Annotated in this window: 41 protein-coding genes; 17 read left to right on the forward strand and 24 right to left on the reverse strand. The window is 42.4% G+C overall.

Features of this window, described 5'->3' with window-relative positions; translation table 11 throughout:
• Nucleotide 1: 1 nt before the first annotated feature.
• A complete protein-coding gene (locus PSR9079_RS22125) occupies nucleotides 2-271 on the reverse strand; it encodes a hypothetical protein (RefSeq protein WP_149983293.1) in 270 nt (89 codons plus the stop codon).
• 26 nt (nucleotides 272-297) lie between these two features.
• On the opposite strand from PSR9079_RS22125, the gene PSR9079_RS22130 reads away from it, so the two are divergent.
• Nucleotides 298-501 carry a hypothetical protein gene (locus PSR9079_RS22130; protein ID WP_149983294.1) on the forward strand — a complete coding sequence of 68 codons (204 nt, stop codon included), beginning with the start codon at nucleotides 298-300 and terminating at the stop codon, nucleotides 499-501.
• Nucleotides 502-813: 312 nt separating this feature from the next.
• Here PSR9079_RS22130 and PSR9079_RS22135 read toward each other — a convergent pair whose 3' ends face one another.
• From PSR9079_RS22135 to PSR9079_RS22155, 6 genes are read right to left on the reverse strand one after another with little or no spacing between them, the layout of a single operon-like run.
• Nucleotides 814-2,028, reverse strand: coding sequence for a tyrosine-type recombinase/integrase (locus PSR9079_RS22135; protein WP_149983295.1), 1,215 nt, complete (start codon nucleotides 2,026-2,028; stop codon nucleotides 814-816).
• A 36-nt stretch (nucleotides 2,029-2,064) separates the two neighbouring features.
• On the reverse strand, nucleotides 2,065-2,238 hold the full coding sequence (locus PSR9079_RS23740) for a hypothetical protein (protein WP_179959242.1): 174 nt from the start codon (nucleotides 2,236-2,238) through the stop codon (nucleotides 2,065-2,067).
• Nucleotides 2,235-2,579 carry a hypothetical protein gene (locus PSR9079_RS22140; protein WP_149983296.1) on the reverse strand — a complete coding sequence of 115 codons (345 nt, stop codon included), beginning with the start codon at nucleotides 2,577-2,579 and terminating at the stop codon, nucleotides 2,235-2,237. The genes PSR9079_RS23740 and PSR9079_RS22140 overlap by 4 nt, the downstream gene beginning before the upstream one ends.
• Entirely contained in the window at nucleotides 2,576-2,980 is a 405-nt protein-coding gene (locus PSR9079_RS22145; RefSeq protein ID WP_149983297.1) for a hypothetical protein, read from the reverse strand. Before PSR9079_RS22145 ends, PSR9079_RS22140 begins: the two co-directional genes overlap by 4 nt.
• 2 nt (nucleotides 2,981-2,982) lie before the next feature.
• Nucleotides 2,983-3,408: a hypothetical protein gene (locus PSR9079_RS22150; protein WP_149983298.1), complete on the reverse strand. Its 426-nt coding sequence runs from the start codon at nucleotides 3,406-3,408 to the stop codon at nucleotides 2,983-2,985.
• Complete coding sequence (locus PSR9079_RS22155) at nucleotides 3,405-3,641, reverse strand: hypothetical protein (RefSeq protein WP_149983299.1); 237 nt, start codon at nucleotides 3,639-3,641, stop codon at nucleotides 3,405-3,407. Before PSR9079_RS22155 ends, PSR9079_RS22150 begins: the two co-directional genes overlap by 4 nt.
• 146 nt (nucleotides 3,642-3,787) lie before the next feature.
• On the opposite strand from PSR9079_RS22155, the gene PSR9079_RS22160 reads away from it, so the two are divergent.
• The 11 genes from PSR9079_RS22160 (at nucleotide 3,788) to PSR9079_RS22205 (ending at nucleotide 8,738) form a co-directional block, all read left to right on the forward strand.
• On the forward strand, nucleotides 3,788-4,402 hold the full coding sequence (locus PSR9079_RS22160; RefSeq protein ID WP_149983300.1) for a helix-turn-helix domain-containing protein: 615 nt from the start codon (nucleotides 3,788-3,790) through the stop codon (nucleotides 4,400-4,402).
• 77 nt (nucleotides 4,403-4,479) lie between these two features.
• Nucleotides 4,480-4,743, forward strand: coding sequence for a hypothetical protein (locus tag PSR9079_RS22165; protein ID WP_149983301.1), 264 nt, complete (start codon nucleotides 4,480-4,482; stop codon nucleotides 4,741-4,743).
• Nucleotides 4,736-5,050, forward strand: coding sequence for a hypothetical protein (locus tag PSR9079_RS22170; protein WP_149983302.1), 315 nt, complete (start codon nucleotides 4,736-4,738; stop codon nucleotides 5,048-5,050). The genes PSR9079_RS22165 and PSR9079_RS22170 overlap by 8 nt, the downstream gene beginning before the upstream one ends.
• On the forward strand, nucleotides 5,050-5,694 hold the full coding sequence (locus PSR9079_RS22175; RefSeq protein ID WP_149983303.1) for a DNA N-6-adenine-methyltransferase: 645 nt from the start codon (nucleotides 5,050-5,052) through the stop codon (nucleotides 5,692-5,694). The genes PSR9079_RS22170 and PSR9079_RS22175 overlap by 1 nt, the downstream gene beginning before the upstream one ends.
• Nucleotides 5,695-5,707: 13 nt before the next feature.
• Nucleotides 5,708-6,595 carry a hypothetical protein gene (locus PSR9079_RS22180; RefSeq protein WP_149983304.1) on the forward strand — a complete coding sequence of 296 codons (888 nt, stop codon included), beginning with the start codon at nucleotides 5,708-5,710 and terminating at the stop codon, nucleotides 6,593-6,595.
• 9 nt (nucleotides 6,596-6,604) lie between these two features.
• Entirely contained in the window at nucleotides 6,605-7,039 is a 435-nt protein-coding gene (locus PSR9079_RS22185) for a hypothetical protein (protein WP_149983305.1), read from the forward strand.
• Between the two features lie 11 nt (nucleotides 7,040-7,050).
• Nucleotides 7,051-7,818: a phiTE_072 family protein gene (locus PSR9079_RS22190; RefSeq protein WP_149983306.1), complete on the forward strand. Its 768-nt coding sequence runs from the start codon at nucleotides 7,051-7,053 to the stop codon at nucleotides 7,816-7,818.
• 3 nt (nucleotides 7,819-7,821) lie between these two features.
• Entirely contained in the window at nucleotides 7,822-8,136 is a 315-nt protein-coding gene (locus PSR9079_RS22195) for a hypothetical protein (protein ID WP_149983307.1), read from the forward strand.
• Nucleotides 8,123-8,299: a hypothetical protein gene (locus PSR9079_RS23745; RefSeq protein WP_179959243.1), complete on the forward strand. Its 177-nt coding sequence runs from the start codon at nucleotides 8,123-8,125 to the stop codon at nucleotides 8,297-8,299. Before PSR9079_RS22195 ends, PSR9079_RS23745 begins: the two co-directional genes overlap by 14 nt.
• A gap of 9 nt (nucleotides 8,300-8,308) precedes the next feature.
• The gene (locus PSR9079_RS22200; protein WP_149983308.1) at nucleotides 8,309-8,503 is read left to right on the forward strand and encodes a hypothetical protein; all 195 of its coding nucleotides are present in this window, start codon (nucleotides 8,309-8,311) and stop codon (nucleotides 8,501-8,503) included.
• Nucleotides 8,490-8,738 (forward strand): hypothetical protein, encoded by a 249-nt coding sequence (locus PSR9079_RS22205; RefSeq protein WP_149983309.1) that lies wholly within the window; start codon nucleotides 8,490-8,492, stop codon nucleotides 8,736-8,738. Before PSR9079_RS22200 ends, PSR9079_RS22205 begins: the two co-directional genes overlap by 14 nt.
• A gap of 88 nt (nucleotides 8,739-8,826) precedes the next feature.
• On the opposite strand, the gene PSR9079_RS22210 is transcribed toward PSR9079_RS22205, so the two are convergent.
• From PSR9079_RS22210 to PSR9079_RS22235, 6 genes are all read right to left on the reverse strand, one after another.
• Complete coding sequence (locus PSR9079_RS22210) at nucleotides 8,827-9,243, reverse strand: hypothetical protein (protein ID WP_149983310.1); 417 nt, start codon at nucleotides 9,241-9,243, stop codon at nucleotides 8,827-8,829.
• Between the two features lie 125 nt (nucleotides 9,244-9,368).
• On the reverse strand, nucleotides 9,369-9,629 hold the full coding sequence (locus PSR9079_RS22215; RefSeq protein ID WP_149983311.1) for a hypothetical protein: 261 nt from the start codon (nucleotides 9,627-9,629) through the stop codon (nucleotides 9,369-9,371).
• Nucleotides 9,626-9,880, reverse strand: a complete 255-nt coding sequence (locus PSR9079_RS22220; RefSeq protein WP_149983312.1) for a hypothetical protein — start codon at nucleotides 9,878-9,880, stop codon at nucleotides 9,626-9,628. The genes PSR9079_RS22215 and PSR9079_RS22220 overlap by 4 nt, the downstream gene beginning before the upstream one ends.
• The gene (locus tag PSR9079_RS22225; RefSeq protein WP_149983313.1) at nucleotides 9,877-10,101 is read right to left on the reverse strand and encodes a hypothetical protein; all 225 of its coding nucleotides are present in this window, start codon (nucleotides 10,099-10,101) and stop codon (nucleotides 9,877-9,879) included. The genes PSR9079_RS22220 and PSR9079_RS22225 overlap by 4 nt, the downstream gene beginning before the upstream one ends.
• A complete protein-coding gene (locus PSR9079_RS22230) occupies nucleotides 10,098-10,541 on the reverse strand; it encodes a hypothetical protein (RefSeq protein WP_149983314.1) in 444 nt (147 codons plus the stop codon). Before PSR9079_RS22230 ends, PSR9079_RS22225 begins: the two co-directional genes overlap by 4 nt.
• 304 nt (nucleotides 10,542-10,845) lie before the next feature.
• Nucleotides 10,846-11,055 (reverse strand): hypothetical protein, encoded by a 210-nt coding sequence (locus tag PSR9079_RS22235; protein ID WP_149983315.1) that lies wholly within the window; start codon nucleotides 11,053-11,055, stop codon nucleotides 10,846-10,848.
• 179 nt (nucleotides 11,056-11,234) lie between these two features.
• Here PSR9079_RS22235 and PSR9079_RS22240 point away from each other — a divergent pair, with 179 nt between their 5' ends.
• Together PSR9079_RS22240 and PSR9079_RS22245 are read left to right on the forward strand one after the other, a co-directional pair.
• Nucleotides 11,235-11,870, forward strand: a complete 636-nt coding sequence (locus PSR9079_RS22240; protein WP_149983316.1) for a ParA family protein — start codon at nucleotides 11,235-11,237, stop codon at nucleotides 11,868-11,870.
• Nucleotides 11,871-11,879: 9 nt separating this feature from the next.
• Nucleotides 11,880-12,107 carry a hypothetical protein gene (locus tag PSR9079_RS22245; RefSeq protein WP_149983317.1) on the forward strand — a complete coding sequence of 76 codons (228 nt, stop codon included), beginning with the start codon at nucleotides 11,880-11,882 and terminating at the stop codon, nucleotides 12,105-12,107.
• A 157-nt stretch (nucleotides 12,108-12,264) separates the two neighbouring features.
• On the opposite strand, the gene PSR9079_RS23750 is transcribed toward PSR9079_RS22245, so the two are convergent.
• Entirely contained in the window at nucleotides 12,265-12,456 is a 192-nt protein-coding gene (locus PSR9079_RS23750) for a hypothetical protein (protein ID WP_179959244.1), read from the reverse strand.
• A 158-nt stretch (nucleotides 12,457-12,614) separates the two neighbouring features.
• Here PSR9079_RS23750 and PSR9079_RS22250 point away from each other — a divergent pair, with 158 nt between their 5' ends.
• Nucleotides 12,615-13,049, forward strand: coding sequence for a helix-turn-helix domain-containing protein (locus PSR9079_RS22250; RefSeq protein WP_149983318.1), 435 nt, complete (start codon nucleotides 12,615-12,617; stop codon nucleotides 13,047-13,049).
• Here PSR9079_RS22250 and PSR9079_RS22255 read toward each other — a convergent pair.
• The 3 genes from PSR9079_RS22255 to PSR9079_RS22265 all read right to left on the reverse strand — a co-directional run bounded on the left by PSR9079_RS22255 (nucleotide 13,046) and on the right by PSR9079_RS22265 (nucleotide 14,280).
• Nucleotides 13,046-13,435: a hypothetical protein gene (locus PSR9079_RS22255; protein WP_149983319.1), complete on the reverse strand. Its 390-nt coding sequence runs from the start codon at nucleotides 13,433-13,435 to the stop codon at nucleotides 13,046-13,048. The two genes, PSR9079_RS22250 and PSR9079_RS22255, sit on opposite strands and share 4 nt — an antisense overlap.
• The gene (locus tag PSR9079_RS22260) at nucleotides 13,428-14,015 is read right to left on the reverse strand and encodes a hypothetical protein (protein ID WP_149983320.1); all 588 of its coding nucleotides are present in this window, start codon (nucleotides 14,013-14,015) and stop codon (nucleotides 13,428-13,430) included. Before PSR9079_RS22260 ends, PSR9079_RS22255 begins: the two co-directional genes overlap by 8 nt.
• Nucleotides 14,016-14,100: 85 nt before the next feature.
• A complete protein-coding gene (locus PSR9079_RS22265) occupies nucleotides 14,101-14,280 on the reverse strand; it encodes a hypothetical protein (protein WP_149983321.1) in 180 nt (59 codons plus the stop codon).
• A 176-nt stretch (nucleotides 14,281-14,456) separates the two neighbouring features.
• Here PSR9079_RS22265 and PSR9079_RS22270 point away from each other — a divergent pair, with 176 nt between their 5' ends.
• Nucleotides 14,457-15,164: a recombinase family protein gene (locus tag PSR9079_RS22270; RefSeq protein WP_179959245.1), complete on the forward strand. Its 708-nt coding sequence runs from the start codon at nucleotides 14,457-14,459 to the stop codon at nucleotides 15,162-15,164.
• Nucleotides 15,165-15,362: 198 nt separating this feature from the next.
• Here the strand turns inward: PSR9079_RS22270 and PSR9079_RS22275 are convergent, their stop codons facing one another.
• From PSR9079_RS22275 to radC, 5 genes are all read right to left on the reverse strand, one after another.
• Complete coding sequence (locus tag PSR9079_RS22275; protein ID WP_149983323.1) at nucleotides 15,363-15,617, reverse strand: hypothetical protein; 255 nt, start codon at nucleotides 15,615-15,617, stop codon at nucleotides 15,363-15,365.
• Complete coding sequence (locus PSR9079_RS22280) at nucleotides 15,607-15,861, reverse strand: hypothetical protein (RefSeq protein ID WP_149983324.1); 255 nt, start codon at nucleotides 15,859-15,861, stop codon at nucleotides 15,607-15,609. Before PSR9079_RS22280 ends, PSR9079_RS22275 begins: the two co-directional genes overlap by 11 nt.
• A 203-nt stretch (nucleotides 15,862-16,064) precedes the next feature.
• Nucleotides 16,065-17,387, reverse strand: a complete 1,323-nt coding sequence (locus tag PSR9079_RS22285) for a DNA cytosine methyltransferase (RefSeq protein ID WP_149983325.1) — start codon at nucleotides 17,385-17,387, stop codon at nucleotides 16,065-16,067.
• Nucleotides 17,388-17,504: 117 nt separating this feature from the next.
• The gene (locus PSR9079_RS22290; protein WP_149983326.1) at nucleotides 17,505-17,822 is read right to left on the reverse strand and encodes a helix-turn-helix domain-containing protein; all 318 of its coding nucleotides are present in this window, start codon (nucleotides 17,820-17,822) and stop codon (nucleotides 17,505-17,507) included.
• A 34-nt stretch (nucleotides 17,823-17,856) separates the two neighbouring features.
• Nucleotides 17,857-18,315, reverse strand: a complete 459-nt coding sequence (gene radC / locus PSR9079_RS22295) for a RadC family protein (RefSeq protein ID WP_149983327.1) — start codon at nucleotides 18,313-18,315, stop codon at nucleotides 17,857-17,859.
• A gap of 444 nt (nucleotides 18,316-18,759) precedes the next feature.
• Between radC and PSR9079_RS22300 the strand changes: the two genes are divergently transcribed.
• Nucleotides 18,760-19,659 (forward strand): RepB family plasmid replication initiator protein, encoded by a 900-nt coding sequence (locus PSR9079_RS22300; RefSeq protein ID WP_218939801.1) that lies wholly within the window; start codon nucleotides 18,760-18,762, stop codon nucleotides 19,657-19,659.
• An 888-nt stretch (nucleotides 19,660-20,547) separates the two neighbouring features.
• Here the strand turns inward: PSR9079_RS22300 and repA are convergent.
• Nucleotides 20,548-21,447 (reverse strand): plasmid replication initiator RepA, encoded by a 900-nt coding sequence (repA, locus tag PSR9079_RS22305; RefSeq protein ID WP_149983328.1) that lies wholly within the window; start codon nucleotides 21,445-21,447, stop codon nucleotides 20,548-20,550.
• 251 nt (nucleotides 21,448-21,698) lie between these two features.
• On the reverse strand, nucleotides 21,699-22,043 hold the full coding sequence (locus PSR9079_RS22310) for a hypothetical protein (protein ID WP_149983329.1): 345 nt from the start codon (nucleotides 22,041-22,043) through the stop codon (nucleotides 21,699-21,701).
• Nucleotides 22,044-22,052: the final 9 nt, after the last annotated feature.

Here is a 22,052-nt window from a genome sequence, read left to right on the forward strand (position 1 = left end):
ATCAACCCCCAACCAATGACGAAGGGCGCTTAAACATCAGCGCATTATTTTGCAGTGTTGCAATTGGCTTTTTGCGGCCATTAATCGCAATCATTCTGTAGCGGGGTGCTGGCCCGTCGGTTTGCTCAATTTGATAAGCAGCGTCAGCAAGCATATTTTTAATGCAGCGCTCACCGTGAACTATTGAGCAAGCAAATTCACGACCAAGCTCAATGGGCGTATAAAACAACCCTGTTTCAAGCATTTTCTCTGCAGCGGTTTTAGTGTTCATAGATCAAGGTCTCCTTGGTGGCGGCTGTGGCGGTGGTGACGAGCATCGTTGATGCGGTTGATATTTATATGGCGGGTGATATCGCCCAACTGACAGGTTCACGCCGCTGGTCCTGCGCAGCACTTCTAAATCAATATTTACCGACCCTGCGCCCAAGCAGTATGACGCGACTACACCCGCAAAAACCAATAATGCAAGCGCGAATAGCACAGCTAGTAATTCGGGGGTAGTAAGTTGTAAAATAATCATGCGTTCCACTCCCCTAATAACCAGCGTGGCACGGCCAACGTACTGCAAATTATGCGGCGTTTTTGTTCCAGGCGTTCAATCTCTTTTAAGATATGTTCAGTTCGTCCAAACTGCCTAGCCGACCTAATAACATGCTTTTGAAAGTCCAATTGTTTATGCTCATAAATGGCCTTTTCCTCGTCAAACAAAGGACGTTTAAGCACTTGTTTTATAGCTACCGTAAGCGGCTTTAATCTCATATTTCATCTTCCTTCTTGTAAAACATCAAAATAGCGCGGCAATCCTTTGTACAACTAGGCGGGTTGTTGCGCGTTAAAATCGTATGGTCTCGCCGTGGTCTCGGTTTCAAAGTCACTTTTAACCGCGTGTAAATGAGCTGCCCACAGCGTTAAAGCCTCGCGCTTTTTAGCCTTAGCATTGGTTTGTATGTAGGTCTGTTGTAAGTCGCTTAAGGCGTGGTTTAAAAGCAGCTCAGCAATTACCGAATCAACCCCCAACTCAAGCCAACGGCCACGGCAAAACTTACGTAAATCATGTGCTGTGTATTTGCCACCACTGACCAATTGAACGTATTTATTAGCCTCATTTTCATTAATACAGCCACGGATTTTGGCAGGGAAAACGTACTGACTACGCGTTAATTTGGCTTGCTGTTTATGCCAGGTGATCATCTGCTCAAAAGCACAGTCACTTAATGGAATTTCAAGGGGTTTTGTTTTGGTAATTTCTTTAGGTAACGTGATCAGCTTATTTGCTGCATCAATATAATCCCATCGTAATTGGCGAGTTTCACCAATTCGCGTACCGTGCAGCAACATAAACCAGCACAGCATGGTTTCATGGGTTTGTGGGTTTAACAACGCACACGCTAAATTAGGCTCGTCTTTAGCTGATAATTTACTTGGCTTAGGGACTATTTTAGTTTTTATATAGGTCTTAAACGTCACGTTCGTAAGTGGGTTATGCTCAATAACACCGGTATCAACTGCCTGTGCAAAAATGCGCTTTAACAACTGAAAGTGCATTCTAACCGTACCTGTTGCATATTCTTCTTGCATTGGCCACACAAAATCACGCTCACACACAGCCTGATCAAAGCTTGATAATTCATGACTTTCTAAGCGCGGGATCAAGTGTTTACTAAGTGAAGAAACAACATTAACGCGGCGTTTTTTACTGATTTTAGCGTTACGGGTTTCACGGTCTAAATACCAATTTAGCAACTGGCCAAGAGTATCAAACTGGTCGGTAATAATAGGTTTATCAAGCTCAAGCTTCACCATCAAATCAGGCACTAAACCAAGCGCTTTTTTACAACTAAACACAGGCCACGTACCAAACTTGTGCCATTTATCCCGTTTAAAATCGACTAAATACCAACTGCCTTTAGTGAGTGACGCATGCATTTTTAAAATTAACGGATAACGGCCATCACGAAAGCGCATAACGTCAGCGCTCGCATAGTTTTTTATTAAATTATCGGTTAAATTTGCTTTTAACGTCGCCATACTTAAACACACCTTTCACACATTTTCTGTGGATAACTAAAGCTTAAATTGCTGCTCAATATCACGCAGCGCGAGCAAATCCTCTTGCACACGGCGGCGCCTAACCAGCTTAGGGTTTGCATCAATTGGTTTATCTTTCTTGCTTGGCCTGCGCCAGCCTGAATACTCAGTTTTAACGTTCGTAACTGGCTCTAAAAATGGCGTGCTCATAAATCATCCTTTACATTAAACAGCTTTTTAAGCTCTTCGTTATAATCTGGGTAATCAGCAATAAACTCTTTAACTCCGTAATTTAAATAAAAAGAATTGCTTATACTCTCTCTCAGGCTTTCAAACGCCACGCATTCACCTGTTTCAGCTACGTAGTTCTCTCTTATCTTCAAGCAGGAAAGGCAGGTTTTATAACTATCTGGTTTGCCATCCCAAACGCCGCTACAATATTGGTAGTTTTCACCTACGCTTATCTTCTGCGAGCACTCACAGCAAGCGTGCTGCTTTCTAGCTTTGCGTACTGTTTCACTAAATGCGCTTGGGATTTCGCAATCGCTCATAACTCCCCCTTAAAAGCCAACCAATTTTCAACATGATCACGGGCCTCTTTCAGCCTGCGGTTATACGTTCTTAAACTAATACCCATACGCAAAGCACGGGTTTCTTGACTGGCATCCAGCGGCAGGTTTTTAATCTGCTTAGCGCCATATTCAACACGGCACACAACCACTGCCAACTCATTAGTTACTTGCAAGCGCAACAGCGCCGATTCAATACTTAATTCAACACAGTCAACAATGGGCGAACTACCCCCGCCGCTGCGGCAAAAACTCCCGCCATCCATAATTTTTTGCATAATTGACGACGCCCGGGTAATTTGCCCCGTATGCACCCAGCGCGCCCACTTCTCAAAATGAGCGTCAAGCGCATACGCGCGTTTAATTGTGGGTACCAGCGCCATAATTAACGCGCCTTTTTAACGCTAGTGCGATTTCTGCGGTGCTTAATCTTGCACTCGCTCAACACCTCGTCAGGCGTCAAAACATGCCCAGGCATACCACGAGTATTGCTCGTGTCAGTAAACATCAAATCCCCGCGAGCAATGCTTATTTCGCTATAGATAGGCATCAACGCCCCGTATTGATGGCAAATAACCGCCTGACGCTCACGCAGCAGCTTTAGCTCTTGCCAGCTGGTTGGATTAAACACAAACGTTACACGCCCCTCACCGTAAGGGTCGCCAACAGACTGTAAATATTTTTCACGCGCTAACGCACTATCCATCGTTGCTAAATTAACGTAATCAAGCAGCCCCTTATGCTCATCCATTGCGTAGCCATAAATACTTCTCAGCGCCTCTTTAGTGCGCGCAAACAACACAATAATCATGGGCTTACCTTCTTGTTTTTCTTTTGATTTTCAGTTACATGCTCTTGCTGCCACTTGTGCAAATCAATCAACCCATTGCTGAGTAAAATAATTGACTGACACCGCGCCGCACGGGGGAAACGCTCAAACTGATACCAGCTTCTAAACGTGCTATATCCCACCCCCATAGCGCGCGCAGCCTTTCGGCCACCATTCGCACCAAAGTGCTGATCTACCCATTGTTTAAACGTCATCTGAACACCTTTTATGATATACAACAAAAATAACACAAAAAGTGATAATTAAAAACATAAAAGCTGATATTTTGTACTTTTTACGGTGGCAGTTATCACAAATTGTGGTAACATTTTAAAAGGTGAGGATAAAACACAGGTTTTATATGGAACAGCTAACAAACAGCAACACATTAACATCGCGATCAGCGCGCATGAAAGAAGCCAGAATGCGTGCAGGGCTAGGTCAGCGAGAAGCCGCAAGACTAATGAAAATAGGTCAAACGCGGCTATCTAATTACGAAAACGAAGTAAATAAAGTACCCGACGACATATTAAAAATAGCCGCCAATCTTTACAAATGCTCGCTCGAATACTTGCACGGTTTTATAAGCTCACCAGAGGGCGACTTAAACTACCGCCCAATCAACGAAGGCAGCGTCATCGCCCTAAACTCAGAGCTACTAAAAAAGCACCGGCTAACGTTGGACGACCTAGTTGAAGTGGTTGTAACAGACAATGCAATGCACGGCGAATTTAACCAGGGCAGCACCGTTATCGTCAGCAACAAAGTAGGCCAAATAAATGCACCGGCTATTTATGCCATCGCAGAAGGTGACGTAATCAGAATGCGTGGCCTACGCAAAGAACTCAGTGGCGAATACACCCTATTTGTACACGACAAGCAAAACTACAACGACCTACCGCTAAGCGAAAACGCCCTAAAAAAGCTCAGCATAGTCGGCAAATATATTGGCCACTGGCGCTCAAGCTACAACTAAGCCACACGGCTTTTTTGTGCCTAACGCTATCATAATTAATGATATTTATTTAAATTTGAACACAAATAGGGATAACCATGACAAAGTCAACTTTTGAAGTCGCCCAACGCAGTGCAGAAAAAAAACTAAACCGCCAAGCCGCGCGCACCTGCTCAATACAAAACAATGCGCAAGCCATCATAGAGCTAACCAACGGCGATATAACAGACCCACAAGTATTAGAAAAAATATACCTCATTGCCTGCGCCATTCAGTACGACGCACAAGACCAACAAAACGGCCTAAACGACGTAGTAAACATCGTGGCCGACATACACCAGCTAAGGATCAGCCATGCTTAATAACCAACAAACAACTGTGCTAAACCAGCTCGCAGAAGGGCGCAGTCATTACGAAATTGGCGCAAGCAACGGCCTAAACCAAGTTGAATTAAATATCACCCTGCGCGACATGCAAAACCGCCTAGGCGCTAAAACACTCGCCCACCTAATGCACCGCGCATGGGAGTTGGGGCTATTAGGTATGCGTACATTATGCCTATGCCTAGCTGTATTAGGCGCAAGCCACATAACCGACACCAAAGCAATGCGCCCAGTACGCCTAGTGCGTACACAGGTCCGCGCACAACGCAGGCAAGAGGCAGCATAATGGCATCACCCAGCAATCACCAAAGCAAAAGCCGCAAATCAACCCGCGACACCACCCAAACACCGCCATGGTTATTTGCCGCGCTTAACAGCAAATACAATTACGTATTAGACGCTGCAGCAACCAACAAATCAGCCCTGTGCGAGCGCTTTTACACGCCCCGCAACAACGCCCTAAAAAAAGACTGGTCAGCCGATATCAGCCTATTTTTAGACGCGCCAAATTCAACCCCTGCCACCTGGTTAAACCCACCGTACAGCAAAATACTACCGTGGGTTGATAAAGTCATAGAGCAACAGCACAAAGGCGTATTAACCACATTGCTAGTACCGCGCGACAACCGCACCGAATGGTGGCCCGCAGCAAGCGCCAGTAAAATAATAGACATTGTCGGCTACTACGAGCAGCTAGGTACCTACAAAAGCGGCCCCAAAAAAGGCCAGCCAAAACAAAAATGGCGCAGTGGTGGCATTCGCTTTATCGACTCAAAAACAGGTAAAGAACTCCCCGCAGAGCTAAACAAACCCATGTGCATAATCGAATTTAATCCGCACCAAATCGGCCAACCCTGCCAGTACGCCACCATCGCAAAAAACGTACTCATGGCCCTTGGCCAACAAGCCCTAAACCAACAAACAAATTAAACGAGTGATCACAATGACAGCATTAAAAGCAGTAGCCCAAACCAACGAACAGCCCGAATTACATTCAAGTGACCTGCTCACCGACTTTGTTAACTTATACAACGCCGAGCAAGCGCAGCACGAACAGCGCGAGCAAATCCATGCGCTGTTTAAGCACAACACCCAAGGCGAAATAGCCATATTAAAATCACAGCTAGAGGCCGAAAAACGCCTAACAGCCAACCAAAACGAGCAATTGCTAGAGCAAAGCGACGACCTAAAACGCGCCGCAGAGGCCATTGCTAACGCGCAAAAATTAGCAAACAACACCACAGCCCAGCAAGCCACTATCGCCACCTTGCAAAGCCAACTAAAAGCCGCGCAGCAAAGCATTCGTGAGTTAAACCAGCTCAATCCAAAAAAACTAAAAGAGCAAAACAAACGCCAAAAAGAGGCCAACGAAAAAGCCCAAGCGCGCAACGCCAAATTAGAGCTTGAAGCCAAAGAATACCGTAAAGAAATAGCCGCCCTTAAAAACGCAGTTAACCAATCAAGCAACTTACTCATTGAGCAAAAACGCATTATTGAGCACAACACAGGCGCAGGCCTATACCACAAAGGCAAAGACCACCTAATCATTTGGCCGCAAAAAACCAAAATTGAGCGCCCTGACGGCTCACTGTTTGAAGGTAGATCACTGTTATACCTACACCAATCAGGGCGAGGCGGACTAATAACCTACGACCCAGAAACAGGCGCACAACTATGCGCAGCCCCAAAAGGCGGCTTGCGTTTATCAGACGACACAATCGACTTTGCCAAAAACTGGTTATTTAAAGTCAACGAACAGCAACACGGCATTATCCACGACACCGACATGATCCCCGTCAACCACAACCCAGACCTGCAACCGGCTAAATGAGGAATTACCATGTATACACGTACAACATTCAGAGCAAAATCAAAAGTAAATTGCCGCCACATCAACATCAAAACAGGTGATTGGGTGTTTGGTTCATACATTGAAAACACCCTTGATGCCCCCTGTATTATTTTTGGTGATGGCGAACAAATCGAAATAGACAAAGCCACATTAGGCCAATTTATTCATATCAACCATTATGGCAAACCCGTGTTTGAGCATGACTTAATTCAAGTTGATTACGTAGTACCAGAAGAGAGCGGATCAACTTATGGCATGGTTTACTTTTGCGATAACTCTTTCACATACCGCGTTAAAGATATATTTGGCGATAACGATCTGTTAAGCGAAACAAGAAGCAGAGTATTGGGCAACAAATTCGATAGCCCTGATTTGTTTAATGATCTAGTGGATGTATTTCCAGACCTGCAACCGGCTAAATGAGGAGCTGACCAATGAAATGGACCGAATCAACCGTAACAAAATTACTCATAAAAGACGTTGATGGGCTTGATCCTATCACCGTCTATATTGAAAACTACGCGCTTGGCCAAGGCAAATTAACCATCGTCATTTGTGGTGAGAGCTACTCAGCCCACTGGAATGCAATGGGCAGCAACACGCTTGAGCAATTTGTACTAAAAAGCGATAACCACTACTTATCTAAAAACCTCGTTAGCCGAGCTAAACTAAGCGAGCCAGATTATGACGGCTTTATCATCAACATAAAAAAGCAGCTTATAGAGCAGCGCCGCCGTTGGGGCGGCACTAAAACAGGCATTCGTGAATTATGGAATAAGCTCAGCAAAATAGAGCCACAGGAAGAATATTTCAGCCGCTATAGAGCCGATCACAACATACTTATCGAAGTCGCGGGGGATGAATGGTGGCACTCAATACCAGAGGTCGATTCATCGCTTTATAAATACCTATGCAAAATTTTAGACGCCCTAAAAGCGTGTTTAAGTGAGCGCGCAGGGGTATTAAAACCCTACCAAGTAGGCGAAAACGACATTGTACTGGCCTTTAATGAGCAAAGCGCCAAGCAAGTTTTATGTGACTATTGCGACTGGGATATTGATGATCCTTTTGATGTTGAAGACCTATCAAACCGTCTTGATATGAAATTTCAAGACGAAGAAGGCAACTTTCTTTACACCCTAAAAACCCTAATCGAGCAAGACCAAGATCAGGGCGAGCGCTACTTAACAGGGTGGGAATAACCAATGCCACAACCAACTAAACACGGTGAATATATCTTGCTGTATTGGGATGACAAAACCCACGAATACATACGTGGCCACGTAACCCAAGCAGAGGCGCAAAAGGTGCTTGATTTTGAGTGTGAAGATTTAAAAGTCACCAGTATTCGTCATACCTATGCTTTTTGGGGTGTGGGAACTGACGAATGCGGCGAACCTTGCTCGGTATTTTACCCACGCGAAGAACCAGGGCGCGGGCGCTTTAAAGTTACCGAAGTTTCATTTCAAAAATCAGTATTGAAAGCCTGCATAAAGGAATATCTCAATGCAGCTACCTAACTCTATCGCAGCGGCCATACAAGTACACGGCATAAAGCCCGTTATTGGCGTATTGGCCCGCGCGTTAGTTTCACTGGCTCACGCCGCAGGCAACGACTTAGCGTTTAATTGTGATCTTGGCACAGTCATTATTGAACGCAAAACCATTAAAACAAACGACTAAGGTGTAAATATGAACATAACCTTTAACGCCTTTAATAAAAGACGTGCAATGCGCGGTGGTGACGCTGCGGAATTTCTTATTAAAGACGAAAGCGGCGAATACTATTTGTGGATGACAAAGACCGACATAAAGCGCAACCTTAAATTATTTCCTGAGTGTGCAGAAGAATTAAACAAAGGGCTTGCAGCGTATGGGAACAATTAAAGTAAGCGGCGATGGTATGCGCCAAAACCAAACAAATGACTTAAACCGCTTACGCGAAGCAATAGTCACAATATTGGACGAACTCTACAGCTTCGATCAGCAAGAACTGATAGAAAGCTTTGATCAAGTAGCCTGCAACCAAAATAGCTTTAACTGCATGTACAGCGATGATGACGAGAATTTTAACGACATAAGCGACCAGTACGAAGTTGAGCTAATCGGCGAGGATCACTAGCCACAATTGACAATGCGCCTTTAGCGCGGTGCAGTAAAACCACAATAAAAAACCCCGCTATTTGCGGGGTTTTGTTTTAACTATTTAATCAGTATTCAAAATTCATTACAACACACTGTGTTGCATGCGCTTGGGGGTGTGACGGGCCCATATTTATTACATAATGCCCCGTAGCTCCCGCAGGCAGTACCTCATACACTGTTTGTACATTGCGACCTAACACCGTATTACTTTTACTCAGTTCACTGCACCTAAAAGCAATATCTTTAATTTGCTTATCGCTATTGTTTGTAATAGTAAATTCAACATTAAGCAGGCCACTGGCAAGCGTTTTTTGTTTAAACGTCAAATTAAGCGCCGAGCGTATTTTTTCAAATTGGCTAGGTTCCAGCGGTTGGTTTGACGCAGTCACCCCCCTATCAGGTAGTGTGCTGGCATACACCCCCAGCACAATCAAAATAAGCACTAACCATGTAAACAATGATGTTTTATTTTTTTCAGCCATCTGTTTCTCCTTGTATTTTGGCGTATTGATTCTAGCTAAAATACACGGCATTGACCATTGCTGACTTATTAAGGACCCAGCAAGCAATAAAAAACCCCGCTATTTGCGGGGTTTTTATATAACAATTATGAGTAGTAGTTAATTATTGCGTGTTGTATTTCTCGTACTTCTTCAAAAAATGCGTCAGATATGCCGTCAAGATTATCTAACGGGTCATTTTCTGACAATAAATAATCAGTTAATTCTTCACGGTCAAAATCATTATTTGAAACGTGCTCTAGTGATGAATTTAAAGATTCAATTACTTCTAAAACAGCTTCATGATTAAAATCTTCATAACCAAGGTACGCTTCAAGTTGTTTAATTTGAGTTTGTAAGTTTTTCATATGTCACCTATCTTTTCGTGAATTGAGTTAGCGCCCTTTACCCTAACCTCTAGCAGCTCAAATGCCTTAATCAACGCGGCTTCGCGGGTGCCGCCAAAACGGCTTATAACCGCATCAATGGCCGATTTTTTATCTGCAGCGCTGCATTGCTCGCTATCACTAAAGCGAACCGCGCTAAAAGTAGGTGTGCCTTTACGCTTAGCGCTGCGCTTTTGCTCAGCGCGTTGCTGGGGAGTTAGTTTATCAGTCATGCTTTTCCGCCGAACTCTAAGGGCACTATAGCCATCACGTTCTTATCTGCGATTATGATCGCATCTTCACCCATGGCTAATTCTACCGCTTTAGCCGCTGCCGCGCCCTCCCCTCTACCGCATTCGCATTGGTAGACTCGTTGGCCAGTTCGCTTAACAGTTGCTTTATAGCGACCCTTCATTGATGGGTATTCTGTGATTGTTATGATTGTTCTGCTCATGCTTTATTGCTCGTTAAAACTTGCATTACTTCGTTATAAATTCTTGGCGGCAGCGGCTTGTCACTTAGACTTGTATCAATAATTTTTATGATATGATCTTGAGTTCCGCTGTTTGCGCGTTTATTAATTGAAAATGTGACAACTTTGTTGAAATCCTTTAATTCCACGCGATACATTTCACCATCTTTCGCGTTCGCCAAAATCCCGGCTTTATACTCAATGTCAGCGGGGAAAAGAACCGGATACTTCTCTTTTGCCTGCTCTTCTGTGAAAGCCCTTAGATTAGTTCCGTCCTCCAGACAATCTTTATCGCTTATATATTTTTTTGCATCCTCCAAAGAATCAAGCGTTAACTCAATTTTTGGGGTAATTGAGCTATAAGCATCAATCACAAAAGCTTTTTCTGATTTTAATTTTTTAGTATCGAATGCTTTGCTCATAAGTCACCTATCTTTTTACTTTGTTAGCGCCCTTTGCCCTAACCTCTGAAACTAATATTAATATGGGTGCGCCCACATTGCAAGCATTTCAATGAAAATAATTTAATTTATTTTTAAACGCAAAAAAGCCCCGCCATAAATGAAGGGGCTTTTTTCTGCTTGTTCAGCAGTTAACAATAAATATGCTTATTCAGCATTTCACAGTAAATAAACATCTTTCTAAGCTGCCTGTGCGGCAGTGAAACTAAACAATAGCGCACGCTTATTATTTATGCAACAAAATAACAAGCGCATTTAAAAAACATTAAAAATCGGTTAAATCTTCAAAGTCATCAAAAATAAATTTTTCACGTACTGCGATCACACTTAGCACCACCTGCATTTCTTGCTTGCCGACAAGTATGCGCCCTAGGCTTACCTCGTTGTCAGCGTAATCACTTTCTAAAATTTCAACAATTAAATTGTCTATATTATCGACTGCGGTTGCAGCCACTTCTTGTGCGCCTGTTGCCATAAAAAATCCGCCTTGTTTTTTAATTAAGTGCAATTACTTTAGCAGTGAAATAATGTTAGGTAAAGTTATTTTGATATGCTTTTGATATATTTTTAATATACTTTGGATATCCTTTAAATATTATTTGCATATTAAATATATATGTAATACATTTAACGCACACAACAGGAGCAAAGCGTATGATCATTGTATTAGCACACGACAAAGGTGGGGTTGGCAAAACCACCACTGCTTTAAATTTAGCCGAAATACTAAAACCGGACATCATAATAGACCAAGATACACACAATAACTTGGTCATTCTTAATCAGCTGCGCGATGAAAAAGACCAGCTAAATGTATTGAGCAATCTAAATAAAAGCGAACTAATTAACGCGCTGTCTAAAAGCGCACAGGGCCAATTAATTTTAGTGGATTGCGGCGGCTTTGATTCTGAGTTGAACCGCATAGCGATTGCGGCCAGTGACATGACCATAGTACCCGCGAATGACGACATCAACGAAGTAGTCGGCCTCAAGCGCTTTAATAAAACGCTTGAGCAAATAAGCAACGACATGGGCGAAAAAATCACTGGGCACGTTATGTTTACCCGCGTACACCCAAGCCGTAAAAAGTTTACCGACGTTGAAAGCTTTATAAATAACAGCGATAACCTGGCACGATTGCAAACCGTTATTCCAACCCGCAAATGGCATGCAATGGCCGCATTGGATGGTTACGGCGTAACCAACCACAAAAAAACCAAATACAGCGATGCAGCGCGCGAAGTGACCGCATTAGCAACCGAAATTAAAACCCGATTAAACATTAAGTAAGGTAAACACATGGTCGATAAATTTAGCAAACTTAACAGCATTGGTAACAATGCCGCACTGAGCGAACAAAGCGAAAGTGATGCACTGATAACAAAAAAGAAATTAGTCAGTAATTTACCCGTTAAAGCAGAGGAACGCTTTAACGCATTAAAAAAGGCAGGCAAAGTCAGTGGTTCATTTAACGCTTACATAGTGCAAGCCACGTTAAACAATTTGGATAGCGACGAAAATAAATGAGTTAAAGAGTAAGCCGGTGAACTTCGACCCCCACCGGCTACGCAACACTAAAAGAGGAAACTTAAAATGTCACAGCAACAATATACAGCAATACAAAAAATGCGTCTAATAGATTTAGTGACCTTACCAGCCCATATATTACACGCGTGGTTGCGAACTAAGCCGCTTTGGATGCAGCAGGCGTTAGCTGCTCCCCCAAATCATTAGCACTACTGCGCAGCAGGTTTACGATCTGTGTGGCTAATACATTAGCATGCGGATCGTCCTCCGTTCCACGCGCCAGCATTATTGCTAAAGAATAGGCTGTATTTACGCCATCAACAGCAGTTTTTATTTTTTTATTATCCATAATTTATCCTGAGTACAACACTAATGACCGTTCGAAAAATACCATATTTTGAGTTTTTCGCAATAAAAAACTAACATTTTGTTAGTTTTTTATTGTCAAAGGAATGAAATTATAAATAAAGTCGGTTAGTATATCGGCAACAATCACAAGGTACATGCATGTTTAAAAAGTTAAAAAAGCAATTAACCGACGAACAAAAACACGTAAATCAAGTGTTTGAGCGTTTATGTTATGTTTATGGCGTACAAAACAATGCAGCCCTTGAGCGCGAATTGGGGCTAAGCAACGCTTATTGCACAGGCAGAATTAAACGCGGATCGCTGCCATTTGAGCTCATATACAATGCAGCGATTGAAAAACAAACCAGTTACGAGCAAATACTTTTTGGTGCGCCAATGAAGCAAGTAGACGGCAATGATTTGCTGATCATAAAGCAAGGTATACTTAAAAGCTTATTGAAGATTAAAGCGGGTGATTTAATGGCCAAGGCCAACACGCCACACGACCTTGAAAGCATTGCTAAAATACAGGCCGAATCGGTAGAAAGTGAATTAACCGTGCATTGGGCCAAACAACAAAAAGACAGCGCTTAGCTGTCTTTTTTGTTATTGCTAAACTTTGCATAAATAACCGAGTGGTTATTTTTTTTATCGTACTGCCTGAATAGCTCACCCAGTGACAGCTCTTGTTGCGGCTGTTCGCTCACAACCAACGGCGGCAAATCAATGCCGTACGGTTTCATTTTTGGGTGTTTACCGATGATCAGCGCAATTTCGTCTTGCAGCTTTTCGGCTTTGTAAAACAGGTCAATTGATTTTTGGCAATCCGTTTCGTTTTTATGATCAATCAAATAGCGCATGGCCAGCTCTGACTTATCACGTACTTGCTTTTCAAAAAAGCGATTTCGCGTTGTAAACCACACGCTAATACACATCAAAACTAATAACACTGCAATTGCAATGTATACAACATCAATCATAACGCCCCCTTGGCAAATATAGACCAATAATACACCCAAACCGAGTACGCAGAATATAAGGAAAAAGCATGGCAATAGCCAGCACTATACTTACGTATAATACAATAAAACTGTACATATAATGTAAATATTCATGCTCTACTTGTATATTTAGCACAACAAACTTAACCCAAATAACAAAATGCGCGATAGCCAATACTGCGCTTAATTTCATTACACAAAAAAACAAAGCACCATATTTATAACTAAACCGCGTATGCAGATAATAAAGAACAAACATACTTAAAACACTTGCTGAACTTAAAGCTAAATACACATTTTGCGCAAGATCGCTTCGGCCAGAATTGGCAACGAACATTAGTACTTTTTCCATTAATAATGTAGTCAGCATGTACTTTGTTACGACAACTGCTATTGATAAAAAGTCACTAAATAACTCTTTATTCCTATTGGCTCTATAAATTGATAAAGCCAATGCAAGTAAGTAACACAGCGAAATCATTACCTGCAATGAAAAAACTTTATGCTCAGCAGTTGCTACTAATAAATTGTTATATAAATCAGAAAGGTAAGTTGTCATTTTCACTCCGTTGATGAAGTGATTAGCATATAGTTTTAGGCATAAAAAAACCAGCTTATTAGCTGGCTTTTTATGCACTTAGATATTATTTAGGTTTTTTAGGCGGGTTTAATATAATAATGCCACCTGAACCTTGTAGTTTTTGTTTTTTTGGTGGGTTAAGAATAATAATACCGCCTGAACCCTGTAAACGTGCTTGTTCAGTGTTTTGGGCTGGGGCTGCGTCAAACGCGATAGATGAAAGTAAAAGTGCTGCTAGTGTCATTTAATTGTTCCTTAAAAGTTGGTTTCATCCATAAATAGCAATAACCGCGCCATATTTTGTGCATGCAAACCATCACACTTTAGGGTAAACCCTAGAGTTAATTAAATTAGCCATGTGATCAGCGCACTATGTAAACTCTAGCGATACAAAAACAACGCTAAAGTTGATTGATTGGATTGGCAAAAAATTACGCATACGTACGCATAAGCGATGCCCATAAACAAGACACAATAGGCCAGCGCGACAGGATCACCCGCTACGCAGACACGCACGGGCTATTTATCTATAAATGGTATGAATACAGCCTGAGCGGCTCGCAGACCAACAAAACCCAGCGCGGGCTAATTGATTTAATAGAGCGCCTTGCGCCAGGTGATCGGGTGTTGGTGAATGACATAGAGCGATTAGGCCGCGACTCAATCAGCGACATAATGGAAGTGCTCACCCGCATAATAAATGCAGGGGCTGAAATTCACTTTTGTATGAACGGCGACACGCTTACCCCATCACACAAAAATGACGTAGGGCAATTTTTTATACAAATAGGGCGCGCTTTTGCCGCTCAAGATTTTAGCAAACAGCGCAGTTTAAAAGCTAAAGCGGCAGCAGCTCGCCGCCAAGCACAAAATTTACCCGCAGGTCGAGCCACTGGGGCCATAATAAAAAGCAAACTTGACGAACGCGAAAACCAAATATTGTTTTGGTTAAGCCAAGACGTATTTAAAAATGAGATAGCGCGGCGCTTAAATGTAAGCAGCACCGCACTAATAAAATGGCTTGATCGGCGTGACGAACTAATATGCCAAGCCCGCGAACGTGGGCTTTATGAAAATGGCTTGAGCTTAATTGAGATAAAAAAGCGGTTAAAGGGTAAGATTATTTAATTGGTGTAGGCATTAGATCGGGTTGTTCGCAACAGTTCCAAACCATAACCGCTTGTCGTCTATATTCATAAGCCGCTGTTATTGGTGCAACGGCACATTTGCTGAACGAGCAGCAAACATACCAGGTTAAATCCATGTCCTGCTCAACTTTTGCAGGTGACTTGCACCAAGGGCAATCCCTTAATTTATTACTCAATTTCACCTCATTTGTATTTCGAATTTTTTAACGCCAACGCTTTGCAGCAAAGCGGCTAAGTTATCTAAGCGCCAAGTGCGTAATTCATCAACGCGGCCATGGCGCACGGTATAGGCTATTTGCTGCCCTGCAATAACTGCGATAACATGGTATTTGTTATCAACCGCTGATTGCTGTGCAATGACTTTACCCACGGATTGGGTTTTAAGTAAGCGTAAAAACTCACCTTCTTTTACCCGGTTAAATTCAACTGACATTTACATTTTGCCGTTTTGTAGTGTTTATTTTGTCATTTTGTTTATAAATATTTAAATAGTCAAACACTAAATAATCACTTGGCGGATCAAAGCGCCCTATCGTTACCAGCTCATTGCTAAGCGTGATCTGATACGCGGTGTCGTTTTCGCCATGATGAATAGATAAATTTGCATACACCCTATGAGTTTTACGCACAGCGGCAATGTATGCGTTAAAAATTGCCTCATTTACTAGTGTGGCCACAACAGCACCCCGCTGAAATTTTACCGTTTTAATTAAAACCGCGTTCATCATTGTATGAACGCGCCCATACAGATTGAGCAAATTGACGGCCTTGTTTTACAGCCAGAAAATGTTGCCATCTATACCACTTTAAAACATGCTCGTTCATAATTTCTCCCATGATTTCACCTCGCCATCGATGGGCGGTAATTTTTTGTAAAGAGTCACGCGGCCACCTCTTTTTGAATTGCTGTATTTATATTGGCTCTAATTATTGCGGCAGCGGTTGGCGGGCTAACAGCATTGCCAACGCGCTTTAATTGTTCGGATAAAGGTATTTTTTTGCCGTTAACGTCATGAGTATGTTTGTAATCAGAGGGGAACCCCATTGCTAAAAAAAGCTCTTTTGGCATAAAAACGCGCAGCTTAATATCTCGTATTTGATACGTATCAGAATGCACTGTAACGAGTGCATAACGATCCTTTGTAGTAAATGTTCCTGCGGGTTCAGTTACTGGTTTTGCGTTTGATGTACCAAAATATTTAACTAAAAACGCAAACACAACACAAAAATGATTGCCGCCACCGGTTACTGTATGCATGGGTTCATTCATTGAATGGCCCACGCAACCGTTACGCATTTTCATTACAAAAGCAGCAGCTAACTGGCTGTTGTCATCCTTTGTAAATGGTATAGGAGCAATAAATGGCTTGTCACAATTAAACACGTATTTATCTAACCCGATCCAAATACGTTTTAATGTTTTAGGGGCCAGTGCTTTTTTACGATTGAATATACTTCGCCCCTCAACGCTCCAATCAATGCAATCTGAAATTGGTTTTTGTTTTTCAATTGGGATTGGTGTTGGCCAATTGATAGGGTTGCCGTCTTTTCTCGCGGTGATAAAAAAGCGGGGGCGCGTCGTTGCTGCGCCGTTACTTGAGGCTGTAATTATCCTATGTTCAAGGTCATAACCCAAACCTTTAAATAGCTTTAATTTAGCTGATATATCATGCTGTATATTTAACTCTATTACAGCCTCTTTCCATGCTGGGTGATTCGGCTTTAAGCCGCTTGTAAGCGCCAAAATAAACCCGTCGAATGTTTCACCTTTACGCTCTGGATCAGGGCGTAATTTACCATCACCTGTATCAATTAATGGGCCCCACGTTTGAAACTCTTTTACATTTTCTAAGTGAAACTTAACCACGTTAACCAACAAACACCAATGCACAGTTAACCAAGCTAGCGCACGTATCTTTTTACTTAGCGGCTTGCCTCCTGACGCTATAGTGAAATGTGTACAATCAGGGCTAAACCATGCTAAACCAACAGTGCGACCGCCACACAGCTTTACAGGGTCAACGTTCCATACAGATTCACAGTGATGGATAGTATTGGGGTGATTTAATTCATGCATAGCAATTGCTTCAGGATCATGATTAATTGCATGATCAACTGGCCTGCCAGTTCCCCATTCAATACCAACACTGGCACCGCCACCGCCTGCATAACAATCAACTGATATTTCATCTTTCTTTAGCATCTGACACCATACATTAAAACTGATAAACAAACAAAACATACCACAAAAAGTGATAACTAAATACATAAAAACACGCTAAAGATATAAAATTAATATCAAAAACATATTTTAATTATATTAAAAGTACTCAACAATCCCAGCACGACATAACAAACCACGCCAGGCGCTATAACTGATTTTGTTATGCTCTTTTTTATCGGGTGCGGTTTCCCACTTACGAACAGCCGTAGAGCCTTTGTGATTCCATGACACACCGACAATTCTAGCTACATCAGTTTGAGACCAACCCATTAATTGACGCAGGGCTTTTATATCTTGCGGTGTTGGCGGCTCGTATTCGCCTGATTCATTTGATTTAGCAAAGGCGCGATTTTTAAACCCATCAAGCGTGGTGGGTGACGTTCCTGCATTATACGTTTTATTTAATTCGCTCATATTTGTTCGGGGCCGTTTGGCCCCGCTCCTGTTGTTAAAGTAAGCCGCGCTTTGCAAAGCTTGTGTGACCCTCAGTACCTACCACTATATGGTCTAACACATTTACATCAATTAAACGAAGCGCAGCGCTTAGTTTATCTGTAATGCGCTTATCTGCTTCGCTTGGCTCAGTAATGCCGCTTGGGTGATTGTGAGCAAAGATAACTACCGCTGCATTGTGCGCTAATACAAGTTTAACCACTTCGCGTGGGTAAACACCGGCTGAATTAATAGTGCCAGTGAAAAGCTCAACCCATTCGATTAAACGGTTTTGCGAATCAAGTAATGCTACTGCAAATACTTCATGCTCATAACCAACTAATTTAGTTTGGCATAGTGTTGCCGCTGTATATGGGCAAGTAATAGCAGCTGTTGTTTTAGCTTTTGCTTCGATGATTGCAGCCGCTTCAAAAATGATTGCTTGCTGTTGTTTTGTGAAAAGTGATTTAAACATGGATTATCTCCGTTTTTGGTCATGGACTCATTCCCGACCTACGAGATAATAATACCGCCCTTTTAGGGTGGTGTAAAGTGTATTTTTATATTTATTTTATATACTTTTTATATTCTTTTTATATTTAATTATTTTACCAGTAGATTGCTTTCAGTTTAAAAGCTGGTTGATAAAAGCGAACTAGTCAAACTATGTTTTGTAGGGTTTATCCACAAAATTGATGCATTTATTACCAGTAAATAAACCTATATATATCCTATTAAAGATCCTAAGAGATCCTAGTACGCGTAACGCCTTTATTATCAAGGGCTGCAAGCAATGTGGGTGTAGTGTAAACGGGATAAAGGTGTAGTGTAAACGGGATGCGGTGTAGTGCAAGCGGGAAAAAGGTGTAGTGTAAACGGGCATTGTGGTGTAGTGTAAACGGGAAGAAACATAATACTATTGAATAATAATAAAATGGCTGAAATCATTAAAATACAAGGGCCTGAGCTGGGCAGCAAGCTTAGTGACAAGTTAGAAACTAACAGCTCGTCCACAGTTCAAGCGTTGGCAATGCTAAGAATTGGTGTGTTTGTGCCAATTCGTCGCAACCCTCCTAAAAATAAGACTGGCGGTCTTGATAGGCCCGTTTTTAGAACTGACATAAGCGATGAGTTTAGAAAGTTAGAATTTGCCCGTACAGAAGGTTTTGAAAACGTTGCTATTCAGGGGCCTGCACTTAATTTTGAAACTGATTTTAAGGTGTGGTGTGGTGTGATCAGGGCATTTAACACCTATGGTTATCAAAACTCTGTTATTAAATTTAGCTTTGCTGAGTTTGCCAAAACCTGTGGCTTTACATCTAAGCAACTTGACGAGCGCTTACGAACGCGCATACATGATGCCCTTGTACGCATACGCGGCCAAGTGATCGAATTTACAAAACCGCAGGTTAGTAAGTCATATATTGGTGGTTTACTATCAACGGGCAGCTTTGATGCAGAAAACGACACCATTGAATTAGTCGCTGATCCTAAGCTGTGGGAACTGTACAGTATTGATCACCATGTTCTGTTAAAGCTTAATGTACTTTCTAAGCTTAACCGAAATGAGACTGCACAATGTCTGTACGCCTATTTAAGCGCACTACCTAAAGACCCATTCCCCATTAGCTTTAAACGCCTTAGAGAACGCCTGTGTCTCACATCAAGCGTTAAAGAGCAAAACCGCACGATAAAAAAAGCCCTTGATAAACTCAGAGATATTGGTTTTATGCGCGGCGATATCGTTAAAAAAGACAACGAATCATACTTAATACTTGATGCATTGAGCCAGCGCTTAAGCCTAAACGATAAGGTGTAGTGTAAACGGGAAGTGTCGCTATGGCTTTTTGGCTAACTTAAGGCGATTCCCATAGTTGAGTGTAGTGCTAACGGGAATAACGCTATTTTTAAACTGTTAAACCACCCAATACACCTATAAAACCGCTATTTTTTTTATTATTCCCGTTTGCACCCACCTTTTTAATCACACTATGGCTTTTTGGCTAACTTAAGGTGATTCCCATAGTTGCCCCTGCTATGGCTTTTACACTAACTTTATAGCGTGTGTGACTGTCACACTTTATTGCACTTTTAACCGTATCGGACTTAACGCGCACTGGGGCTTTATTTAGCAGAGGACTTACACGTTTGCACTCAATGCGCTTGCGCATGATAAACCCAAACCATGTAATTGATGGGTGCAATGGTGGTGGGCGTAAAATGCCATTTAAGGCACAGATTTTGATTGCCCCTTTGATAAACCAAAAAAGGGCGCTGTTGTTAGCGCTGTGACGCTGTATGTGTGTAATACGATGATCAGGCAGGGCAACAAAGCCCCCGTAGCGTAGCTACGAAATGGGGCGCTTCATTCATCTTTTAATATACCGCCATGGGCGCAGCCCGTCGAGGCGGATTGCCTTATACACAGCGCGCTGTGCGTATAAGTTATATAGCTGTTATTTAAATATAAGATAATTTTGCACTTTAAAGTAAGCGCAGAGCACTTTGCTATAAATCTGGGTTGCACTTTATATGTATAAGATAACTAAAGGTGTATAAATAAACAGTGGTTGATAATAAAAAACATCGGTGGGTTTATAAATATAGGTTGGCTTGGCTGTGATCACGCCCTGATCGGCGCTGTAATTAACTGACAGGCACGCAAAAAGCCACGCTATACAGCATGGGGCTTACGTTTTTTTGTTGGCTAGTGAGGGGGTGGGGCGTACTCGGCTATACTGCGCAGTTTAGCGAGCTCTTGATTTACTAGGTCTTTAAATGCGCTTAACGTGATCATGCTGGCTGCAGCGCCTAGCTTTTTGATAACGGCTTGGCGTGCTACATCGCGTTGTTGTTCTGGGGTTTTGGGGTTCATGCTGCGTTTTACTTTCGTGATCGCGCGCTTGTCTTTAATGCGCTCAAACACGCGGCGGTAATGCGCCAGGCGATCACGTTCTTTAATTTCAGTGATAGACATTTCACCGAGTTGATCGGCGGTTAAACCGTTATCAAGCGCGTTTTTACGCAACCACTTTAAACGCGCGGTGCGTTGTTTTGCCACACGTTCTGGTGTTATGCCAAGCGCTTTAAAGAATAGTTCGGTTACTTCAAAGTATTTGTCTAGCCATTGGCCTGCGTGTTTATCCCACACTTGCCATTCTTTGTGTGCCACGATCCAACCAAGTTCGATCATGTCTTTAAACGCACGACTTACGCGGCTTATGCTGGGTTTTGGTGAATAACTAGGATCGTCCTCGGCCTTTTTGCGCTCCGCTTCGCTTATTGTGCTTAAGCCCGTGTCATCGGCGGCATTGCGCAAGCTAATTTTAACTTGATGGGTAACAATGTTTACGTGCTCACAAAACACTTTAGCCAACGCGCGAATTGCTTTTTCACGATCAGGATAAAATACTTTAGTGCGTTTTAGGGCGGGGCGCATATAAACAGCGGCGTCACTTTTTACTATGTTGATTTTGTCGCATTTATTCACTAAGTCGCGCACAAACGCTAAGCGGTTAGTGTGACGTGCGGGTACTTGATACGCGGGATCAGGGTTTTTAACCTTGTTGCAGTATATCAGAGGGTTGTTATTGTTATGTGTCGTCATTATTGCTCTTTGCCTTGCATTTAGCGGGGATGCTGCTTAGAATGACGTTAGTTTTCACCGTTCGTCATTCGGTGGAGCGCGTTTGTATTTAATGCTCGTTTAATACAAACATAAACCTGCGGGGGCTACCGCAGGTTTAACCCTTCCTTTGTTCCATCGTTTAAAACAATGAAACCTGATTAATTAGGATCAATGTATCACAAAAAGTGTTCAATGCAAGATCATTATCTATTTTGCTAATCTATCGCTGTTTATTTGACCAGTGCGTTAATCTGCATAATCGTTTTACTTTCCCACTTATGCGCGCGTTTACAGTGATTGTCACCGTCAAACGGTTTGGCTAGCCAGTCGATGATCAACATTTGAGTGTAATAACGTGGATCATGCCGCAGTCTGTAACTACGAGCCGATATTGACTCAAGCCGTGTGCCGTGGCAAATGCTGCATATCGCAATATCAATGCTGTATAAGCTGTTAAACGCCCAGTTACTGCCGCATAGCGCAAACACCGACAGGATGATAAACGGGGCGATGAACAACAGACCACAAAGTAGATAGCCGAGTAGTGTGGTTAGTGTTTTTAGTGTCGTGATCATAATGTAACC

Source organism: Pseudoalteromonas rhizosphaerae, from assembly GCF_902498845.1.
Classification (GTDB): domain Bacteria; phylum Pseudomonadota; class Gammaproteobacteria; order Enterobacterales; family Alteromonadaceae; genus Pseudoalteromonas; species Pseudoalteromonas rhizosphaerae.

Excerpts from the sequence above, each read along its gene's own strand:
- PSR9079_RS22285 (WP_149983325.1), bottom strand. The coding sequence starts at position 17,387 with ATGCTAAAGAAAGATGAAATATCAGTTGATTGTTATGCAGGCGGTGGC.
- PSR9079_RS23740 (WP_179959242.1), bottom strand. The coding sequence starts at position 2,238 with ATGAGCACGCCATTTTTAGAGCCAGTTACGAACGTTAAAACTGAGTAT.
- PSR9079_RS22195 (WP_149983307.1), top strand. The coding sequence starts at position 7,822 with ATGCCACAACCAACTAAACACGGTGAATATATCTTGCTGTATTGGGAT.
- PSR9079_RS22220 (WP_149983312.1), bottom strand. The coding sequence starts at position 9,880 with ATGACTGATAAACTAACTCCCCAGCAACGCGCTGAGCAAAAGCGCAGC.
- PSR9079_RS22205 (WP_149983309.1), top strand. The coding sequence starts at position 8,490 with ATGGGAACAATTAAAGTAAGCGGCGATGGTATGCGCCAAAACCAAACA.
- PSR9079_RS22135 (WP_149983295.1), bottom strand. The coding sequence starts at position 2,028 with ATGGCGACGTTAAAAGCAAATTTAACCGATAATTTAATAAAAAACTAT.
- PSR9079_RS22145 (WP_149983297.1), bottom strand. The coding sequence starts at position 2,980 with ATGGCGCTGGTACCCACAATTAAACGCGCGTATGCGCTTGACGCTCAT.
- PSR9079_RS22250 (WP_149983318.1), top strand. The coding sequence starts at position 12,615 with ATGTTTAAAAAGTTAAAAAAGCAATTAACCGACGAACAAAAACACGTA.
- PSR9079_RS22245 (WP_149983317.1), top strand. The coding sequence starts at position 11,880 with ATGGTCGATAAATTTAGCAAACTTAACAGCATTGGTAACAATGCCGCA.
- PSR9079_RS22180 (WP_149983304.1), top strand. The coding sequence starts at position 5,708 with ATGACAGCATTAAAAGCAGTAGCCCAAACCAACGAACAGCCCGAATTA.
- PSR9079_RS22310 (WP_149983329.1), bottom strand. The coding sequence starts at position 22,043 with ATGATCACGACACTAAAAACACTAACCACACTACTCGGCTATCTACTT.
- PSR9079_RS22215 (WP_149983311.1), bottom strand. The coding sequence starts at position 9,629 with ATGAAAAACTTACAAACTCAAATTAAACAACTTGAAGCGTACCTTGGT.
- PSR9079_RS22155 (WP_149983299.1), bottom strand. The coding sequence starts at position 3,641 with ATGACGTTTAAACAATGGGTAGATCAGCACTTTGGTGCGAATGGTGGC.
- PSR9079_RS22140 (WP_149983296.1), bottom strand. The coding sequence starts at position 2,579 with ATGAGCGATTGCGAAATCCCAAGCGCATTTAGTGAAACAGTACGCAAA.
- PSR9079_RS22255 (WP_149983319.1), bottom strand. The coding sequence starts at position 13,435 with ATGATTGATGTTGTATACATTGCAATTGCAGTGTTATTAGTTTTGATG.
- PSR9079_RS22185 (WP_149983305.1), top strand. The coding sequence starts at position 6,605 with ATGTATACACGTACAACATTCAGAGCAAAATCAAAAGTAAATTGCCGC.
- PSR9079_RS22275 (WP_149983323.1), bottom strand. The coding sequence starts at position 15,617 with ATGTCAGTTGAATTTAACCGGGTAAAAGAAGGTGAGTTTTTACGCTTA.
- PSR9079_RS22175 (WP_149983303.1), top strand. The coding sequence starts at position 5,050 with ATGGCATCACCCAGCAATCACCAAAGCAAAAGCCGCAAATCAACCCGC.
- PSR9079_RS23745 (WP_179959243.1), top strand. The coding sequence starts at position 8,123 with ATGCAGCTACCTAACTCTATCGCAGCGGCCATACAAGTACACGGCATA.
- PSR9079_RS22235 (WP_149983315.1), bottom strand. The coding sequence starts at position 11,055 with ATGGCAACAGGCGCACAAGAAGTGGCTGCAACCGCAGTCGATAATATA.
- repA (WP_149983328.1), bottom strand. The coding sequence starts at position 21,447 with ATGACGACACATAACAATAACAACCCTCTGATATACTGCAACAAGGTT.
- PSR9079_RS22225 (WP_149983313.1), bottom strand. The coding sequence starts at position 10,101 with ATGAGCAGAACAATCATAACAATCACAGAATACCCATCAATGAAGGGT.
- radC (WP_149983327.1), bottom strand. The coding sequence starts at position 18,315 with ATGTTTAAATCACTTTTCACAAAACAACAGCAAGCAATCATTTTTGAA.
- PSR9079_RS22150 (WP_149983298.1), bottom strand. The coding sequence starts at position 3,408 with ATGATTATTGTGTTGTTTGCGCGCACTAAAGAGGCGCTGAGAAGTATT.
- PSR9079_RS23750 (WP_179959244.1), bottom strand. The coding sequence starts at position 12,456 with ATGGATAATAAAAAAATAAAAACTGCTGTTGATGGCGTAAATACAGCC.
- PSR9079_RS22165 (WP_149983301.1), top strand. The coding sequence starts at position 4,480 with ATGACAAAGTCAACTTTTGAAGTCGCCCAACGCAGTGCAGAAAAAAAA.
- PSR9079_RS22125 (WP_149983293.1), bottom strand. The coding sequence starts at position 271 with ATGAACACTAAAACCGCTGCAGAGAAAATGCTTGAAACAGGGTTGTTT.
- PSR9079_RS22190 (WP_149983306.1), top strand. The coding sequence starts at position 7,051 with ATGAAATGGACCGAATCAACCGTAACAAAATTACTCATAAAAGACGTT.
- PSR9079_RS22200 (WP_149983308.1), top strand. The coding sequence starts at position 8,309 with ATGAACATAACCTTTAACGCCTTTAATAAAAGACGTGCAATGCGCGGT.
- PSR9079_RS22260 (WP_149983320.1), bottom strand. The coding sequence starts at position 14,015 with ATGACAACTTACCTTTCTGATTTATATAACAATTTATTAGTAGCAACT.
- PSR9079_RS22230 (WP_149983314.1), bottom strand. The coding sequence starts at position 10,541 with ATGAGCAAAGCATTCGATACTAAAAAATTAAAATCAGAAAAAGCTTTT.
- PSR9079_RS22265 (WP_149983321.1), bottom strand. The coding sequence starts at position 14,280 with ATGACACTAGCAGCACTTTTACTTTCATCTATCGCGTTTGACGCAGCC.
- PSR9079_RS22210 (WP_149983310.1), bottom strand. The coding sequence starts at position 9,243 with ATGGCTGAAAAAAATAAAACATCATTGTTTACATGGTTAGTGCTTATT.
- PSR9079_RS22240 (WP_149983316.1), top strand. The coding sequence starts at position 11,235 with ATGATCATTGTATTAGCACACGACAAAGGTGGGGTTGGCAAAACCACC.
- PSR9079_RS22170 (WP_149983302.1), top strand. The coding sequence starts at position 4,736 with ATGCTTAATAACCAACAAACAACTGTGCTAAACCAGCTCGCAGAAGGG.
- PSR9079_RS22290 (WP_149983326.1), bottom strand. The coding sequence starts at position 17,822 with ATGAGCGAATTAAATAAAACGTATAATGCAGGAACGTCACCCACCACG.
- PSR9079_RS22160 (WP_149983300.1), top strand. The coding sequence starts at position 3,788 with ATGGAACAGCTAACAAACAGCAACACATTAACATCGCGATCAGCGCGC.